General features: G+C 46.1%; 13 protein-coding genes. All 13 read left to right on the top strand.

Annotated features, from left to right (window positions below; genetic code table 11):
- On the top strand, positions 1-1,224 hold the full coding sequence (locus BG55_RS11580; protein ID WP_034937772.1) for a glycosyltransferase: 1,224 nt from the start codon (positions 1-3) through the stop codon (positions 1,222-1,224).
- Positions 1,221-2,561: a lipopolysaccharide biosynthesis protein gene (locus BG55_RS11575; protein WP_034937770.1), complete on the top strand. Its 1,341-nt coding sequence runs from the start codon at positions 1,221-1,223 to the stop codon at positions 2,559-2,561. The genes BG55_RS11580 and BG55_RS11575 overlap by 4 nt, the downstream gene beginning before the upstream one ends.
- Before the next feature lie 202 nt (positions 2,562-2,763).
- On the top strand, positions 2,764-3,663 hold the full coding sequence (galF, locus tag BG55_RS11570) for a UTP--glucose-1-phosphate uridylyltransferase GalF (protein WP_034937767.1): 900 nt from the start codon (positions 2,764-2,766) through the stop codon (positions 3,661-3,663).
- 48 nt (positions 3,664-3,711) lie between these two features.
- A complete protein-coding gene (gene galE / locus BG55_RS11565) occupies positions 3,712-4,725 on the top strand; it encodes a UDP-glucose 4-epimerase GalE (protein ID WP_034937764.1) in 1,014 nt (337 codons plus the stop codon).
- Between the two features lie 802 nt (positions 4,726-5,527).
- Entirely contained in the window at positions 5,528-6,610 is a 1,083-nt protein-coding gene (rfbB, locus tag BG55_RS11560) for a dTDP-glucose 4,6-dehydratase (RefSeq protein WP_034937762.1), read from the top strand.
- Positions 6,607-7,494 (top strand): dTDP-4-dehydrorhamnose reductase, encoded by an 888-nt coding sequence (gene rfbD / locus BG55_RS11555; protein ID WP_034937759.1) that lies wholly within the window; start codon positions 6,607-6,609, stop codon positions 7,492-7,494. Before rfbB ends, rfbD begins: the two co-directional genes overlap by 4 nt.
- Before the next feature lie 47 nt (positions 7,495-7,541).
- Entirely contained in the window at positions 7,542-8,423 is an 882-nt protein-coding gene (rfbA, locus tag BG55_RS11550) for a glucose-1-phosphate thymidylyltransferase RfbA (RefSeq protein WP_034937758.1), read from the top strand.
- Position 8,424: 1 nt separating this feature from the next.
- Positions 8,425-8,973: a dTDP-4-dehydrorhamnose 3,5-epimerase gene (rfbC, locus tag BG55_RS11545; protein ID WP_034937892.1), complete on the top strand. Its 549-nt coding sequence runs from the start codon at positions 8,425-8,427 to the stop codon at positions 8,971-8,973.
- 140 nt (positions 8,974-9,113) lie between these two features.
- Positions 9,114-10,052, top strand: coding sequence for a glycosyltransferase family 2 protein (locus BG55_RS11540; protein WP_052018802.1), 939 nt, complete (start codon positions 9,114-9,116; stop codon positions 10,050-10,052).
- 29 nt (positions 10,053-10,081) lie between these two features.
- Positions 10,082-11,371, top strand: coding sequence for a rhamnan synthesis F family protein (locus BG55_RS11535; RefSeq protein ID WP_034937756.1), 1,290 nt, complete (start codon positions 10,082-10,084; stop codon positions 11,369-11,371).
- Positions 11,372-12,172: an ABC transporter permease gene (locus BG55_RS11530; RefSeq protein WP_034937754.1), complete on the top strand. Its 801-nt coding sequence runs from the start codon at positions 11,372-11,374 to the stop codon at positions 12,170-12,172.
- A gap of 7 nt (positions 12,173-12,179) precedes the next feature.
- A complete protein-coding gene (locus BG55_RS11525) occupies positions 12,180-12,944 on the top strand; it encodes an ABC transporter ATP-binding protein (protein ID WP_034937752.1) in 765 nt (254 codons plus the stop codon).
- Positions 12,945-13,126: 182 nt separating this feature from the next.
- A complete protein-coding gene (gndA, locus tag BG55_RS11520) occupies positions 13,127-14,533 on the top strand; it encodes an NADP-dependent phosphogluconate dehydrogenase (protein WP_034937750.1) in 1,407 nt (468 codons plus the stop codon).
- Positions 14,534-14,746 lie beyond the last annotated feature (213 nt).

Below are 14,746 nucleotides of genomic sequence, written 5' to 3'. Positions count from 1 at the left end.
ATGAAAATAACCTTTTTCACCATGCGTTTTCCGGTGTCGTCTGAAACATTCGTCCTCAACCAGGTGACGTATTTCATCGACCAGGGATACGATGTGGAGATTATCTCCGTCTTTCCTGGCGATTTTGCCAACCGGCATGGTGCTTTTGACAGCTACAACCTGGCAGAGAAAACGCATTATTTGCTGCCGGAAGATAAGTCTTCCAACGCGGATAAACTCAAACAACGTCTGCAAATCGTTCTGCCGAAGATGCTGAAAGCTGACACGTTGCGTTCACTTAATTTCCGGCGCTACGGCAATCAGTCGAGCAAACTGCTGCTTCCGGCCATCGTCGCGCAGGCCGAAAAGCATTTCACTGCCGATCTTTTCCTGGTGCATTTCGGCTATGCCGGGGCGCTGGCGAATAAGCTCCGTGAACTGAATGTCCTGCGTGGCAAACAGGCCACGGTATTTCACGGCGCGGATATTTCCCGCCGTCATATTCTCGAAGAGCACAAGCTGGATTACAGCAATCTGTTCAGACAGAGTGAACTGCTGTTGCCAATCAGCCATTTATGGGAAAACAAATTAATCAGCATGGGATGTCCCCCGGAGAAGATTCATGTTTCACGGATGGGCATCGAGCCGGAAAAATTTAACTTCCAGCCGCGTGCAGGTTTGCATTCGCCACTGCGTATTATTTCCGTTGCACGCCTGACCGAGAAAAAGGGGCTGAATATTGCGGTGGAAGCCTGTCGCTTTCTGAAAGAGCAGGGGGCCAGTTTTGAGTACACCATTATTGGCAGTGGGGAGATGGAGGATCAGCTGCGCGACGCTATTCGTGCTGCCGACCTTGAAGATTGCGTCAGTCTGGTTGGTTTCAAGCCACAGGAAGAAATTAAACGCTATCTTGATCAGGCTGATATTTTCCTGCTGCCTTCACTGACCGCAGCGGACGGCGATATGGAGGGGATTCCGGTGGCGCTGATGGAGGCAATGGCGGTGGGACTGCCGGTGGTTTCCAGCGATCACAGCGGTATTCCTGAGCTGATTGAACATAATGTATCGGGCTGGCTTGCTCCTGAAGGCGATGCCCGTGCGTTAGGGGCGTTGCTGTTCAAACTGGCCAATAATGAGGTGGATATTGCACCGGTTGTTGCGGCGGCACGCAAAAAGGTAGAAACGGAATTTAACCAGCATATTGCCTGGCGACAACTGGCAACACTTCTGGAGCAATTTTCGTGAGTAGTTTTAAATCCCAGGCCGTATGGCTGTTCGGCGGTACCTGCTTTTCCGCCGTATTACAGGTAGCTCAGCTGAGTGTACTGGCCCGCAGACTGGAAGCCCATGAACTGGGTATTCTGGCGATCATCAATGCTATTCTGGCGGTGGCAATGGTGTTACAGGATATGGGGATGAGCAGTTATATTGTTCACCGCCAGAATATCACCCGCAAGGAACAGAGCACCATCTATTGGGTTAATGTCCTGCTCAGCCTGCTAACCGGTTTATTGTTAATTGCTCTCGCCTGGCCGATAGCCTGGTTTTATCACATTGCGCAGTTAACCTGGCTGATTATGTTGACCAGCCTTAACTTTTTGGTGCTGGGTTCATTATCACAATATCAGGCACATTTTATTAAAGCGAAAAGAGTGGTGACGCTGGCTAAAATAGAAATGGCGACGAAGTTGCTGGCATTTTTATTTACCGTCGCTTTGCTTTATTTCTCTTCGCTCACGGTTGCTGCGGTTATTCTTGGATTATTCGCCAGTGCGGCTATGCGTATTCTGTGCATGATTTGGTTTGGTGAAAAATCATGGCGTCCGACATTTGAATTTGATAAGGTGACCTTTTTCAGTTCTGTCAGATATGGCGTTTATCAGCTGGGTTCACAGACAATTAACCAGCTACGCACCCAGGCCGATTCATTGATTGTCGGCAAAGTGATGGGAGCGGATATGCTGGGGGTCTATTCTCTGGCTAAAGAGCTGATATTGCAGCCGTTGAAACTGGTGACGCCAGTGATCAATCGCCTTGCATTGCCGCGTTTTGCTGAGAAACAACATGAACCTGCGCAGCTTCAGCAGCTGTTTCTTAAAGGCACCTTTATGATCATGCTGTTCAGCAGCCTGATGTATCTGGCGATTGGCATCATGTCACCGGTGATTGTTCGGGTGCTCTATGGCAGCGCGCATGAGGCCGTCGCGCAGCTCATTCCGCTGATGCTGTTGTTTGGTATGCTGCGCCCAATGGGGGGACTGACGGGGGCTATTTCTCAGGCCAACGGACAGACCAATGTGGAATTCTGGTGGAACGTGGTAGCAAGCATCATCGTGGTGCTGGTGCTGGCAACCACCTGGATTTATCCTAACGTCTGGTATGTGGCGTTGACCCTCTCCATTTCTCAGATATTGATTTCTGCTTTTGCTCACCCGTTTTTTATCAAACCGGTGATCGGCATTCGTTTTATCCCTTACGCACGTCAGTGGATGTCGGTATCTGTGGTGTTTGTTGGGATAATGGCGCTGATTAATTATTGCAATTTATTTATCAGACCCGAATGGTTTAGTGGCTGGTTTTAAGTTGTCGTTAATATTAAAAGTGACTTCATTTCAGAAGTCACTTTTTTTTGCTGATGTCAGATACTTAACTCAAATGGCTTCAACAGAGAGCTTAATTTACGGACCAGCCGCTTCTAAATTTTCAGATTAAGATTATACTTGCTAATCATCTCTTTATTGCATAATCGCTTAACGTTTTTTACTTCATTTATATGGAAAAAATATGACCAAGCTTAAAGCAGTTATCCCCGTTGCGGGTCTGGGTATGCACATGCTCCCTGCTACAAAAGCCATTCCTAAAGAGATGCTGCCTGTCGTTGATAAGCCGATGATCCAGTACATCGTCGATGAGTGTGTGGCAGCGGGTATCAAGGAAATCGTTCTGGTCACTCATGCATCCAAGAATGCGGTTGAAAACCATTTTGACACCTCTTATGAGCTGGAAGCCTTGCTGGAGGCGCGCGTTAAGCGTCAGCTGTTAAGTGAAGTCCAGTCTATTTGCCCACCGGGCGTAACAATTATGAACGTACGTCAGCCTCAGCCGCTGGGTCTGGCAAACTCCCTGCTTTGCGCCCGCCCGATGCTTCACGACGACGCCTTTGTGGTTATCCTGCCAGATGTCTTGCTGGATGATTCTACAGCCGATCCACTGCGTTATAATCTTGCGGCGATGGTCGCCCGCTTTGAAGAAACAGGCCGCAGCCAGGTCCTTGCTCACCGTATGCCTGAAGCCGATCTTTCTGAGTATTCAGTTATCAAAACCCAGGAAGTGATGGATAATCCGGGACAAACCAGTCAGATTACTGATTTTGTTGAAAAACCAGAAAATGCGCTCACTCTGGGATCCGATCTGGCTGCCGTAGGACGTTACGTTCTTTCTGCTGATATCTGGGCAGAGCTGGAAAATCTGGAGCCAGGCGCCTGGGGCCGCTATCAGTTGACTGACGCGATTGCTAATCTTGCCGCTAAACAGCCGGTGGATGCGCATCTGCTGACTGGCAACAGTTTCGACTGTGGGCGTAAGCTGGGCTATATGAAAGCTTTTGTCTCCTGGGGACTGAGAAACAACGCACAGGGACGTGAGTTCCGTGAAGAGATCCAAAAAATTCTGGCTAAACAATAAGCAATCCCATAAGGGCCGTATCACAGGATACGGCTGCGAGGAGATACGATGGCTATTTTAGTGACGGGCGGGGCTGGCTATATCGGTTCGCATACCGTTCTGACGCTGCTTGAACGTGGCGATGAAGTGGTGGTTCTGGATAATCTGAGCCATGCTTCAGCCGAGTCTGTCAGCCGGGTTGAGCTGTTGACCGGCAAAAAAACCACCTTTATTGAAGGTGATATCCTCGATCGCTCGTGCCTGCGTGATCTGTTTTCCCGCCACAATATCAGTGCTGTGATTCATTTTGCGGGTCTTAAAGCGGTAGGGGAATCGACCCGCATGCCGCTGGAGTACTACCAGAACAACGTTACCGGGACGCTGGTCTTACTGGAAGAGATGCGCGCAGCAGGCGTGAATCAGTTTATTTTCAGCTCCTCTGCCACCGTTTATGGTGCAGATGCACCGGTTCCTTATGTTGAAACTACGCAGATAGGTGGCACAACCAGCCCTTATGGCACATCAAAGCTGATGGTTGAGTTTATTCTGCGTGACTATGCGAAAGCCAACCCCGATTTCAAAGTTATCGCGCTGCGCTACTTCAATCCGGTTGGCGCACATGAGTCCGGCCAGATTGGGGAAGATCCCAACGGCATTCCGAATAATCTGCTGCCTTACATTGCGCAGGTTGCCATTGGTCGTCTTGAAAAACTGGGTATTTTTGGTGATGACTATCCAACTAAAGATGGCACTGGCGTGCGTGACTACATCCACGTTATGGATCTGGCGGAAGGGCATCTGAAAGCACTGGATCATCTGCCAGCGATCACCGGCTATAAAGCCTATAACCTTGGTGCCGGGGAAGGCTATTCCGTGCTGGAAATGGTGAAGGCCTTCGAAAAAGCGTCAGGTCGTGCGGTGGCTTATCAGATCTCGCCACGTCGCGACGGCGACCTGGCAGCGTTCTGGGCGGATGCCTCGCTGGCAGATAAAGAGCTGGACTGGCGCGTCTCTCGTGGCATTGATGAAATGATGCGAGATACCTGGAACTGGCAAAGTCATAATCCCAACGGATATAAATAATCACCTTTCTGTCGATTATTCAGCGTCATATCTCTGTCGGTAGGACGTGAAGCAATCGTCCTGTCGCTGATGAGAAGTGCAGCAGTGTTTAGTGCTGTTGTATCAATGAGCGGAGTGTGTTCTCAGGCACACTCCGCTAACGTCATACCAGGTATTAACCCGCCTTAAATATCAGTCAGAACGACTCTCCCACAGATATCTGTTGTTAACTTTCAATATACTGGCCGATCGTCTTTAAAGTGACGGGGGCGATTTAAGCTCGCCATTTAGTCATCAGGTTGCAACGCCTTAACGGGTTGTATGGGCGAACCACTGGTGAACAGGTTAGCTCTGATAACAGACCGGATTCTGTACCGCAGGGTAATAGTGCAACAGGTTTGTTAAAAATGTCTGGCTGCTGAATAAGGCAGGGGGCCTGAATGCTTTAGTTATTCTGCAATCCTTCAGCCATTTGTGCTAACCTTCCCCCAGGATTATCCTTACATCCTTCATAACGCTAATGCTTATTTTAATTAGTTTTCATAATTGCTGAATGCTAGAATCACGCGGTGTCTTTCAGGGCTGAATTATGACCTGAATATGCTGAATCTGAAGGGCTGATGGTGTCTGGCTGGCAGGTTAGCTGCTGATATCACCGTGTGATATAAAATGTAGTCAGGACTACATACAAAATTAAGAATGCGCTCTGGGGACGTTAACCCAGGGGCGGTAGCATGTCTGAAATTTAATCCTTCGACCTGACGGTAAAACCCAATAATCTACGGTTATTGTTCCAAATTACTTCTGTTTTTAGAGACTTACTATGAAGATTTTGATCACTGGTGGTGCTGGATTCATTGGTTCAGCAGTTGTAAGGCATATCATCAAGAACACACAGGATTGCGTCATCAATGTGGATAAGTTGACCTATGCAGGCAATCTTGAATCCATTAAAGATGTCAGTGACAGTGAGCGTTATCAGTTTGTGCAGTTGGATATTTGTGACACCAGTGGCCTGATTAAAGTAATTAATGAATCGCAACCCGATGCCATTATGCACCTGGCTGCGGAGAGCCATGTAGACCGCTCAATTACCGGTCCGGCTGATTTTGTGCAGACCAATGTGGTCGGCACTTACAGTTTGCTGGAAGCCACCCGCCAGTACTGGAATGCCCTTAACGACGATAAAAAGAAAGCGTTTCGTTTTCATCACATCTCCACGGATGAAGTTTATGGTGATTTACCGCATCCGGATGAGATGAGTGGTGAGCTTCCCCTGTTTACTGAAACTACACCTTATGCGCCCAGCAGCCCTTATTCCTCTACGAAAGCCGCCAGTGATCATCTGGTCAGAGCCTGGGGGCGTACCTACAAACTTCCGGTCATCATCACCAACTGCTCCAACAACTACGGTCCTTTCCACTTTCCCGAAAAACTCATTCCACTGATTATCATTAACGCGCTGGAGAAAAAACCGTTGCCGGTTTACGGCAAAGGCGATCAGATCCGCGACTGGTTATATGTGGAAGACCACGCCCGCGCACTTTATAAAGTGGTAACCGAGGCAAAACCCGGTACGACTTACAACATCGGCGGACACAATGAGAAAAAAAATCTTGAGGTTGTGGAAACCGTTTGCGCACTGCTTGATGAATTGCAGCCCTGTGAAGGACGTTATGCAGATTTAATTACTTACGTTAACGATCGTCCCGGGCACGATCGTCGTTATGCCATTGATGCCAGCAAAATCCAGCAAGAGCTGGGATGGAAACCACAGGAAACGTTTGAAAGCGGGTTGCGTAAAACCGTTCAGTGGTATCTGGACAATAATGAATGGATTAACAACGTAAAAAGCGGTGCCTATCAAAGTTGGATCGAGCAAAATTACGAGAAGCGTAACGGATGAAAATTCTTTTACTGGGCAAAAATGGTCAGGTTGGCTGGGAATTACAGCGCGCACTGGCACCTCTGGGTAACTTGATTGCACTCGATCGTCATTCGAGCGAATACTGCGGTGATTTAAGCAATCCGGCAGGTATCGCAGAGACAATCAACGCAATAGCACCGGATGTGATTGTGAATGCAGCAGCCCATACGGCGGTGGATAAGGCCGAGTCAGAACCTGAAATCGCTGCTGTGCTTAACACCACGTCTGTCGCTGCTATTGCTGAAGCAGCTGAAAAAGTTGGGGCATTGCTGGTTCACTATTCAACAGATTATGTCTTTAACGGTGATGGCGAAGCGCCCTGGTCAGAAGAGGATCACACTGCGCCACTTAGCGTTTATGGTAAGACCAAACGTGATGGTGAACAGGCGATTACTGCGGTGTGCAGCCAGTATCTGATTTTCCGTACCAGCTGGGTCTATGCGGCAAAAGGTAATAACTTTGCCAAAACTATGCTGAGACTGGCTGCCGAGCGGGACGAACTGTCGGTGATCAACGATCAGTTTGGCGCGCCGACCGGAGCTGAACTCATCGCTGACTGTACGGCCCATGCCATACGTCAGGCAAGAGGCCATTCGCAGCTATCCGGGATTTATCATTTGATCGCCAGTGGCACCACCACCTGGCACGAGTATGCATCCTATGTAATTGCCATTGGACGGGAAAAAGGGCTGGATTTAAAAGCGAGCAAAATTAATGCCGTTGCCACCAGCGCATTCCCCACCCCGGCAAAGCGGCCTGCAAACTCGCGGCTTAATACCACTAAATTTCAGCAGCAATTCGCACTGACCCTGCCAGACTGGCGTATTGGTGTAGAACGTATGCTCACTGAAATACTCAGCTAAATTACATGCAGCATCACAGAATGCTGTTCAAACTGGTGTAAAGCATTATGACGAAGAATAAAGGCATCATCCTTGCAGGCGGTTCCGGTACAAGGCTCTATCCGGTCACCATGGCGGTAAGTAAACAGCTGCTGCCAATTTATGACAAGCCGATGATTTATTACCCGCTAAGTACACTGATGATGGCAGGTATTCGCGATATTTTAATCATCAGTACTCCTCAGGACACCCCCCGTTTTACCAGCCTGCTGGGCGATGGTTCCCAGTGGGGTTTATCCATCCAGTATAAAGTGCAGGAAAGCCCGGATGGACTGGCTCAGGCCTTTATACTGGGTGAAGAATTTATTGGAGATGATCCCTGCGCCCTGATACTGGGGGATAATATTTTTTACGGCAACGATCTGAACCGACAACTGGAAGAAGCCTGCCATAAGAAGCAAGGGGCTACGGTTTTTGCTTATCATGTTCAGGATCCTGAACGCTATGGTGTGGTTGAGTTTGATAAACAGGGCAAAGCCATTTCCCTGGTGGAAAAACCAGAGCATCCGAAGAGCAATTACGCGGTAACTGGTTTGTATTTCTACGATAATAGCGTGGTGGAGATAGCTAAATCGCTTAAACCCTCACCGCGTGGCGAGCTGGAAATAACCGATGTTAACCGCATCTATATGGAAAAAGGGTTACTTTCGGTATCGATTATGGGACGCGGGCATGCCTGGCTGGATACCGGTACTCATCAAAGCATGATGGAAGCTAACAACTTTATTCAGACGATTGAAACCCGACAGGGATTAAAAGTCTGTTGCCCTGAAGAGATCGCTTTCCGTATGCAGTTCATTGATGCCGATCGTCTGCGCCAGCTCGCCAAACCACTCTGCAAAAATGAGTATGGTAAATATCTGCTGGCATTAGCTGATGGGAAGCTCTGAAATGAAAGTTACTGAAACAGCTATACCTGAAGTAAAGATTATCGAACCTGCGGTATTTGGCGACGAGCGAGGTTTCTTTATGGAAACCTGGCAGCAGAAAAAATTTGAAGAGCAGGTTGCTCCACGAACATTTGTCCAGGATAACCACTCAAAGTCGGCGCAAGGCATTCTGCGTGGTCTGCATTATCAGACCGAAAATACGCAGGGAAAACTCGTCCGTGTTGTTGCCGGTGAAGTTTTCGACGTAGCTGTTGATATGCGTGAATCGTCGGCAACCTTTGGTCACTGGGTCGGCGTGTTTCTCTCGTCAGATAACAAACGGCAACTGTGGGTGCCTGAAGGTTTTGCCCATGGTTTCTACGTCACTTCCGAGTCGGCTGAGTTTGTTTATAAATGTACTGATTATTATAATCCAGGCCATGAACATACTTTGCTGTGGAATGACCCGTCTGTCGGCATTGAATGGCCGGTTATCGCGGGTAGTGAGCCATTGCTGTCTGCCAAAGACCAGACAGGCAAGTTATTTGCTGAAGCAGTTTATTTTAAATAAAAACTGAGTGCTGATGACTCTGTTAAATCTGTACCAGAGTCATTTATGCACAAGGAAAGTTTTTATTACAGATTTGAAGGTAATCATTAGAGTAGTGGCGTGATAATCTTTTGATAACCCAATGATAGTGCGGCACTGATATGTTAAATGATGATGTAAGCATCCTTTTATGTAGCTACAATGGCGAAAAATATCTCAGAGAGCAGCTTGATTCAATCGTAAATCAGAGCCATACAAACTGGACGCTTTATATTTCTGACGATGGCTCTACGGACTCTACCCTTGATATTATTAGTGAATATCAGAATCGATTGCCTGCTAATAAATTAGTCTTGCTCAAAGGTCCTGCAAAAGGTTTCGCCGAAAATTTCCTTTCTTTGTTAAAAAATCCTCATATACAGTCACGTTATTATGCTTTCAGCGATCAGGATGATATCTGGCTTAGCACTAAACTTGAGGTGGCGGTGAAAGCCGTACATGAAGTTGAAAATCGTCACGTAAGTGAATTTGTTTTATACGGTGGAAGAACTACGTTGATCAATGAATCAAGTGAAGTGATTGGTCAGTCAGTTGTTTTTAATCGTGAATTCAGGTTAGAGAATGCACTACTGCAAAGTTTTTCTGGTGGCAATACGATGCTGTTCAGTAATGCTTTGAAAAAGAAAATTGAAAAGCTTCCGGAAGGGATACCTGTTGTCTCTCACGACTGGTATCTCTACCTGATCTGCTCAGCTTTTGGTGGTGTCAATATTTACGACCCGGAACCTCAGATACTCTATCGTCAACATGCCAATAATCTTGTCGGTAGTAATCTGGGCTTGCTTTCGAAAGTTGAACGTCTGCGACGGTTATATCAAGGCCAGTTTGCGGAATGGAACCGAATTAACCAAATGAGTCTGGATTTTTACTATAGTGAGTTACCACGCAAGAATCAGCGGGTTCTTGACCATTTCTACAGTTGTAGAGAAAAAAGCGCCTTTACCAGAATTCGATGCTTTCATGCCTGCCGGAGCTATCGCCAGTCTGTAATTGAGACTTGTTTTTTCTATATCATGAATGCGTTTGGAAAGTTGTTTTAAACCATGCAAATCATAACTACGGTGAAAAAATGAAAGGTATTGTACGCTATTTTTATAATCTTGCTATGAAGATTGCTTTCTATAGTTGCTATACAGCCCTGTCTTTTCGTGACGAAATAAAAACCAGGAAATTTCAAAATCTCGTTCACAAAACGGATTTTATTGAAGGTAAAGTGATGTTACTTGCCTTGTATGAAAAAAATATGCTGAGAGATGACACCCTTGAACTTCTTAAAGAAGCAAAATCACAGGGTGTATATATTGTTGCCGTCAATACGCTAAAATTAAGTGCTGAAAATTATGCTCCCGAGCTGATTGATGCTTATATTGAGCGCGACAATTTTGGTCGCGATTTTGGTAGCTATCAGGCCGGTATGAAGTACATCTATGAAAACCATATCGCCGATAAATGTGAAAGACTCCTTATTGTTAATGACAGTATTTTCTTTTCTAAAAAAGGATTGAAAAACTTCATCTACCAGCTTTTCAACACCTCGGTAGAAGTCTTGGGCGCAACAGAAAACAGGGAGATTTCCCACCATCTTGGATCATTTTGTATTTCTGTTGTCGGCAATATTGTCCGCAAAGAGAAATTCAGGGACTTCTGGAAGTCCTATAAATCGTCGAATGTCAGGCCCTTTGTCATTAAGCGCGGTGAGTTTAAACTCAGCCAGGTATTGAAATCACTGGTTACAACGGAAGAAAACTTTAAGGCGCTGTACGATGTTAACTTCTTTGAGCACGCGCTAAGTCAGGATGAACTGTTATTTAAAAATTATTTCAAATTTCGCCGTGAAGGCGATCGCCAGTACTGGACGCGCACCCGTTTTCTCAGTGAATATTTTGAGTTCGATTTTGTCCTGAAGTCATATTATAAAAAATATCTGATCGATCTCGACGATGCAGAAAGACTGAATCATGACATCGAAATAAGGAGAAGAAGGAAGGACAAAGAAGATATTGTTGAAGAAAAAATGGATTTTGTCAGTTTCGCCACATTTATGTCCGGTGTTGATTTTGATACGCTGCCACATGGAAACGTGCTCCGGCAACGTCTGATGAGTATTTATCTTGACGATTTCACCCGGGGTTCTCAGATCCACAATAACTGTATCACCCTGCATTATCTTGGCTTACCTATCATTAAGCTTGATCTTGTGTACCGTGGTGTCTGCAACTTTAACGATCTGTTGAAACTGAAGGATCAGATTGATGAGTCACAACAGGATGAATTTATGGCGCTGATGATGAGCCGACTTTCAGGTGGAAAATTCCTGTTTGGCATTAAACGAAAAGCGTTCGAATGGGGTATTCTTTAAATGTCGTTTTTGCGAAATTCACCAGGTGTTGATGATCTTGTCAGTACCCTTAAATCGTTCCACGTTGTCAGAGTTATGGGAGGGCAGGATATTCGTCAACGTTACAAGCGTTCACGTTTAGGCCCGTTCTGGATAACCATCAGCATGGCGGTAATGATTACTACCATGGGACTGGTTTTTGCTAACCTTTTTAAAACTCCGCTGCACGATTTTCTGCCTTACCTTACCCTGGGACTAATAATCTGGGGTTTCCTTTCAGGTTGTATCACCGAGGGCTGCGATGCCCTTATCTCCGCTGAAGGTATTATCAAACAGCTCCCGGTTCCGTTACATGTTCATGTATTGCGTGTCGTGTGGAAGAATTTTATTATTTTTATGCACAACATCGTTATTTTTCCACTGGTCCTGTTTGCGGTATCAAAAGGAATCAACTGGCATGTCCTGTTGGTCATTCCCGGATTTATCCTGCTGGCATTAAACATTTCCTGGTTGCTGATGGTGATGTCACTGATTTGTGCGCGTTTCCGCGATATGACACAAATTATCCTGAGCATCATGCAGGTTATTTTTTACCTGACGCCGGTGATCTGGATGCCAAAACTGCTGACGCATAAAATTGGTGTTATGCTGCTAAATTTCAATCCTTTCTATCACTTAATGGAAGTGGTGCGCGCCCCGTTACTGGGAGAGGTGCCTTCTGTGACCACTTACTGGATTGTTGCCATAATGGCCGTGGCAGGCATCGCCTTTTCCACACTGATGACCAGTAAATTCAAATATCGCGTTCCCTACTGGGTTTAGGAATTTTATGGCTATTATCCAATTTAAAAATGTGGGCATCGATTTCCCCATATTTGATGCGGCATCTCGTTCGATCAAAAAGAATTTTATCAATTTTGCCACTGGCGGAAAGGTTGGCGAAAATAACGGCAAAGTTGTGGTTTCAGCATTAAATAATCTTAATTTTGATATCCATGATGGTGAGCGTGTTGGTTTAATCGGTCATAACGGTGCTGGTAAAACCACCCTTTTACGTATGTTCAGCCGTGTTTATCATCCCACAACCGGTACGGTTAATATCGAAGGTGAAATTGGTTCATTAATATCAATCTCACTGGGTATTAACCCTGAATTTACCGGACGTGAAAATATTTACATCCGGGGAGCATTGCTTGGATTGCGCAAAAAGGAAATTGACGGGAAAATTGATGAAATCATCGATTTCACCGATTTAGGTGATTTCATTGATATGCCCGTCAGGACCTATTCTTCAGGGATGCAAATGCGCCTGGGATTTAGTGTTTCCACCATTTTCACCCCTGAAATTCTGCTGATGGATGAATGGTTATCGGTTGGTGATGAAAGCTTTAAAGAAAAAGCAGAAACACGCCTGAGTAATATTATTAACGCTACGAAAATTCTGATTCTTGCCAGCCACAGTCATGAACTAATGGCTAAGGTTTGTACAAGGATCCTCTGGCTTGAACATGGTACGGTAAAAATGGACGGCAAGCCGGAAGACATTTTGCCCTTATATTTCAAAACCAATATCAGCAAGGCTGATTTGGTTTAAAAATTTCACGGATAGCCCTGGTAATGTCAGGTGTAATGTTGGCTAACTTGTTATTTTGCAACAAAGATTACCAATCGCACCAATCACTACCTTAACCGGCTATCCTGAGTTAACATGTTTGCCACTTTATGACGCGGCGTACCTGACATGCGCCGTGAGTGCCCTTCAGACAGGAGTATGTAATGTCCAAGCAACAGATCGGCGTTGTAGGTATGGCAGTAATGGGCCGCAACCTGGCTCTTAACATTGAGAGCCGCGGTTACACCGTATCCATCTTTAACCGCTCTCGTGAAAAGACCGACGAAGTTATCGCTGAGAATGCAGGCAAGAAGCTGGCTCCTTACTACACCATTGAAGAATTTGTTGATTCTCTTGAGAAACCCCGTCGTATCCTGCTGATGGTTCAGGCTGGTGAAGCGACCGACAAAACTATTGCATCCCTGACGCCACATCTGGATAAGGGCGACATTCTGATTGATGGCGGTAACACCTTCTATAAAGACACCATCCGTCGTAACCGTGAATTGTCCGATCAAGGCTTTAACTTTATCGGTACCGGCGTTTCCGGTGGCGAAGAAGGGGCGTTAAAAGGTCCTTCGATCATGCCTGGCGGTCAGAAAGAAGCCTACGAGCTGGTCGCGCCAATTCTGGATAAAATTGCCGCACGCGCAGAAGGCGAAGCCTGTGTGACCTACATTGGTCCGGATGGTGCTGGTCACTACGTTAAGATGGTGCATAACGGTATTGAATATGGCGATATGCAGTTAATCGCTGAAGCCTACTCTTTGTTAAAAAATGCACTGAATCTGAGCAACGAAGAGCTGGCGAAGACATTCAGTGAATGGAATGAAGGCGAGCTGAGCAGCTACCTGATTGATATCACTAAAGATATTTTCACTAAAAAAGATGCAGATGGTCATTACCTGGTCGATGTCATCCTTGATGAAGCGGCTAACAAAGGTACCGGTAAATGGACCAGCCAGAGCTCTCTTGACCTGGGTGAACCGCTGTCATTGATCACTGAGTCAGTATTTGCCCGTTATCTTTCTTCCCTGAAAACGCAGCGCGTGGCGGCATCGAAAGTGCTGAGTGGTCCACAGGTTAAGACTTTCAGCGGCGATAAAACTGAATTTATTGAGAAAGTGCGTCGGGCGCTCTATCTGGGCAAAATTGTTTCTTACGCTCAGGGCTTCTCTCAGTTGAAAGCTGCTTCAACCGAGAATAACTGGGATCTTAACTACGGCGAGATTGCCAAAATCTTCCGTGCGGGTTGTATTATCCGTGCCCAGTTCCTGCAAAAAATTACCGATGCTTATGCAGATAATGCTGATATCGCGAATCTGTTGCTGGCCCCGTACTTTAAAAATATCGCTGACGAATATCAGCAGGCCCTGCGTGACGTTGTGGCTTATGCGGTGCAAAACGGTATTCCAACGCCGACATTCTCTGCTGCCATCGCTTACTACGACAGCTATCGCTCAGCAGTGTTACCGGCAAATCTGATTCAGGCGCAGCGTGATTACTTTGGTGCTCACACTTACAAGCGTACTGACAAAGAAGGTGTCTTCCACACTGAGTGGTTGGAATAAAGTACCATCTGTAATAAAAGCTTCCTTCGGGAAGCTTTTTAGTTTGCTGGCCGCTGAGAAATTTGCAGCCATTTCCTGAGACGACTATTTCTTAAAAATATTTTTTCCCTTCCTGATTTACTCTTCATCCTTGTATCTTCATCATAGCCTGCTCAACTTTTATTCAATCCGTTTAACCAAACTTTATTGCCAATTTGATTTGATTCAAGCTTC

Source organism: Erwinia mallotivora (genome assembly GCF_000590885.1).
Classification (GTDB): domain Bacteria; phylum Pseudomonadota; class Gammaproteobacteria; order Enterobacterales; family Enterobacteriaceae; genus Erwinia; species Erwinia mallotivora.
This window is presented reverse-complemented; position numbering and strand designations above follow the sequence as displayed.

What these genes read in the sequence shown, in the direction of transcription:
- BG55_RS11580 (WP_034937772.1), top strand. Translation starts at nt 1, where the DNA reads ATGAAAATAACCTTTTTCACCATGCGTTTTCCGGTGTCGTCTGAAACA.
- galF (WP_034937767.1), top strand. Translation starts at nt 2,764, where the DNA reads ATGACCAAGCTTAAAGCAGTTATCCCCGTTGCGGGTCTGGGTATGCAC.
- galE (WP_034937764.1), top strand. Translation starts at nt 3,712, where the DNA reads ATGGCTATTTTAGTGACGGGCGGGGCTGGCTATATCGGTTCGCATACC.
- rfbB (WP_034937762.1), top strand. Translation starts at nt 5,528, where the DNA reads ATGAAGATTTTGATCACTGGTGGTGCTGGATTCATTGGTTCAGCAGTT.
- rfbD (WP_034937759.1), top strand. Translation starts at nt 6,607, where the DNA reads ATGAAAATTCTTTTACTGGGCAAAAATGGTCAGGTTGGCTGGGAATTA.
- rfbA (WP_034937758.1), top strand. Translation starts at nt 7,542, where the DNA reads ATGACGAAGAATAAAGGCATCATCCTTGCAGGCGGTTCCGGTACAAGG.
- rfbC (WP_034937892.1), top strand. Translation starts at nt 8,425, where the DNA reads ATGAAAGTTACTGAAACAGCTATACCTGAAGTAAAGATTATCGAACCT.
- BG55_RS11540 (WP_052018802.1), top strand. Translation starts at nt 9,114, where the DNA reads ATGTTAAATGATGATGTAAGCATCCTTTTATGTAGCTACAATGGCGAA.
- BG55_RS11535 (WP_034937756.1), top strand. Translation starts at nt 10,082, where the DNA reads ATGAAAGGTATTGTACGCTATTTTTATAATCTTGCTATGAAGATTGCT.
- BG55_RS11530 (WP_034937754.1), top strand. Translation starts at nt 11,372, where the DNA reads ATGTCGTTTTTGCGAAATTCACCAGGTGTTGATGATCTTGTCAGTACC.
- BG55_RS11525 (WP_034937752.1), top strand. Translation starts at nt 12,180, where the DNA reads ATGGCTATTATCCAATTTAAAAATGTGGGCATCGATTTCCCCATATTT.
- gndA (WP_034937750.1), top strand. Translation starts at nt 13,127, where the DNA reads ATGTCCAAGCAACAGATCGGCGTTGTAGGTATGGCAGTAATGGGCCGC.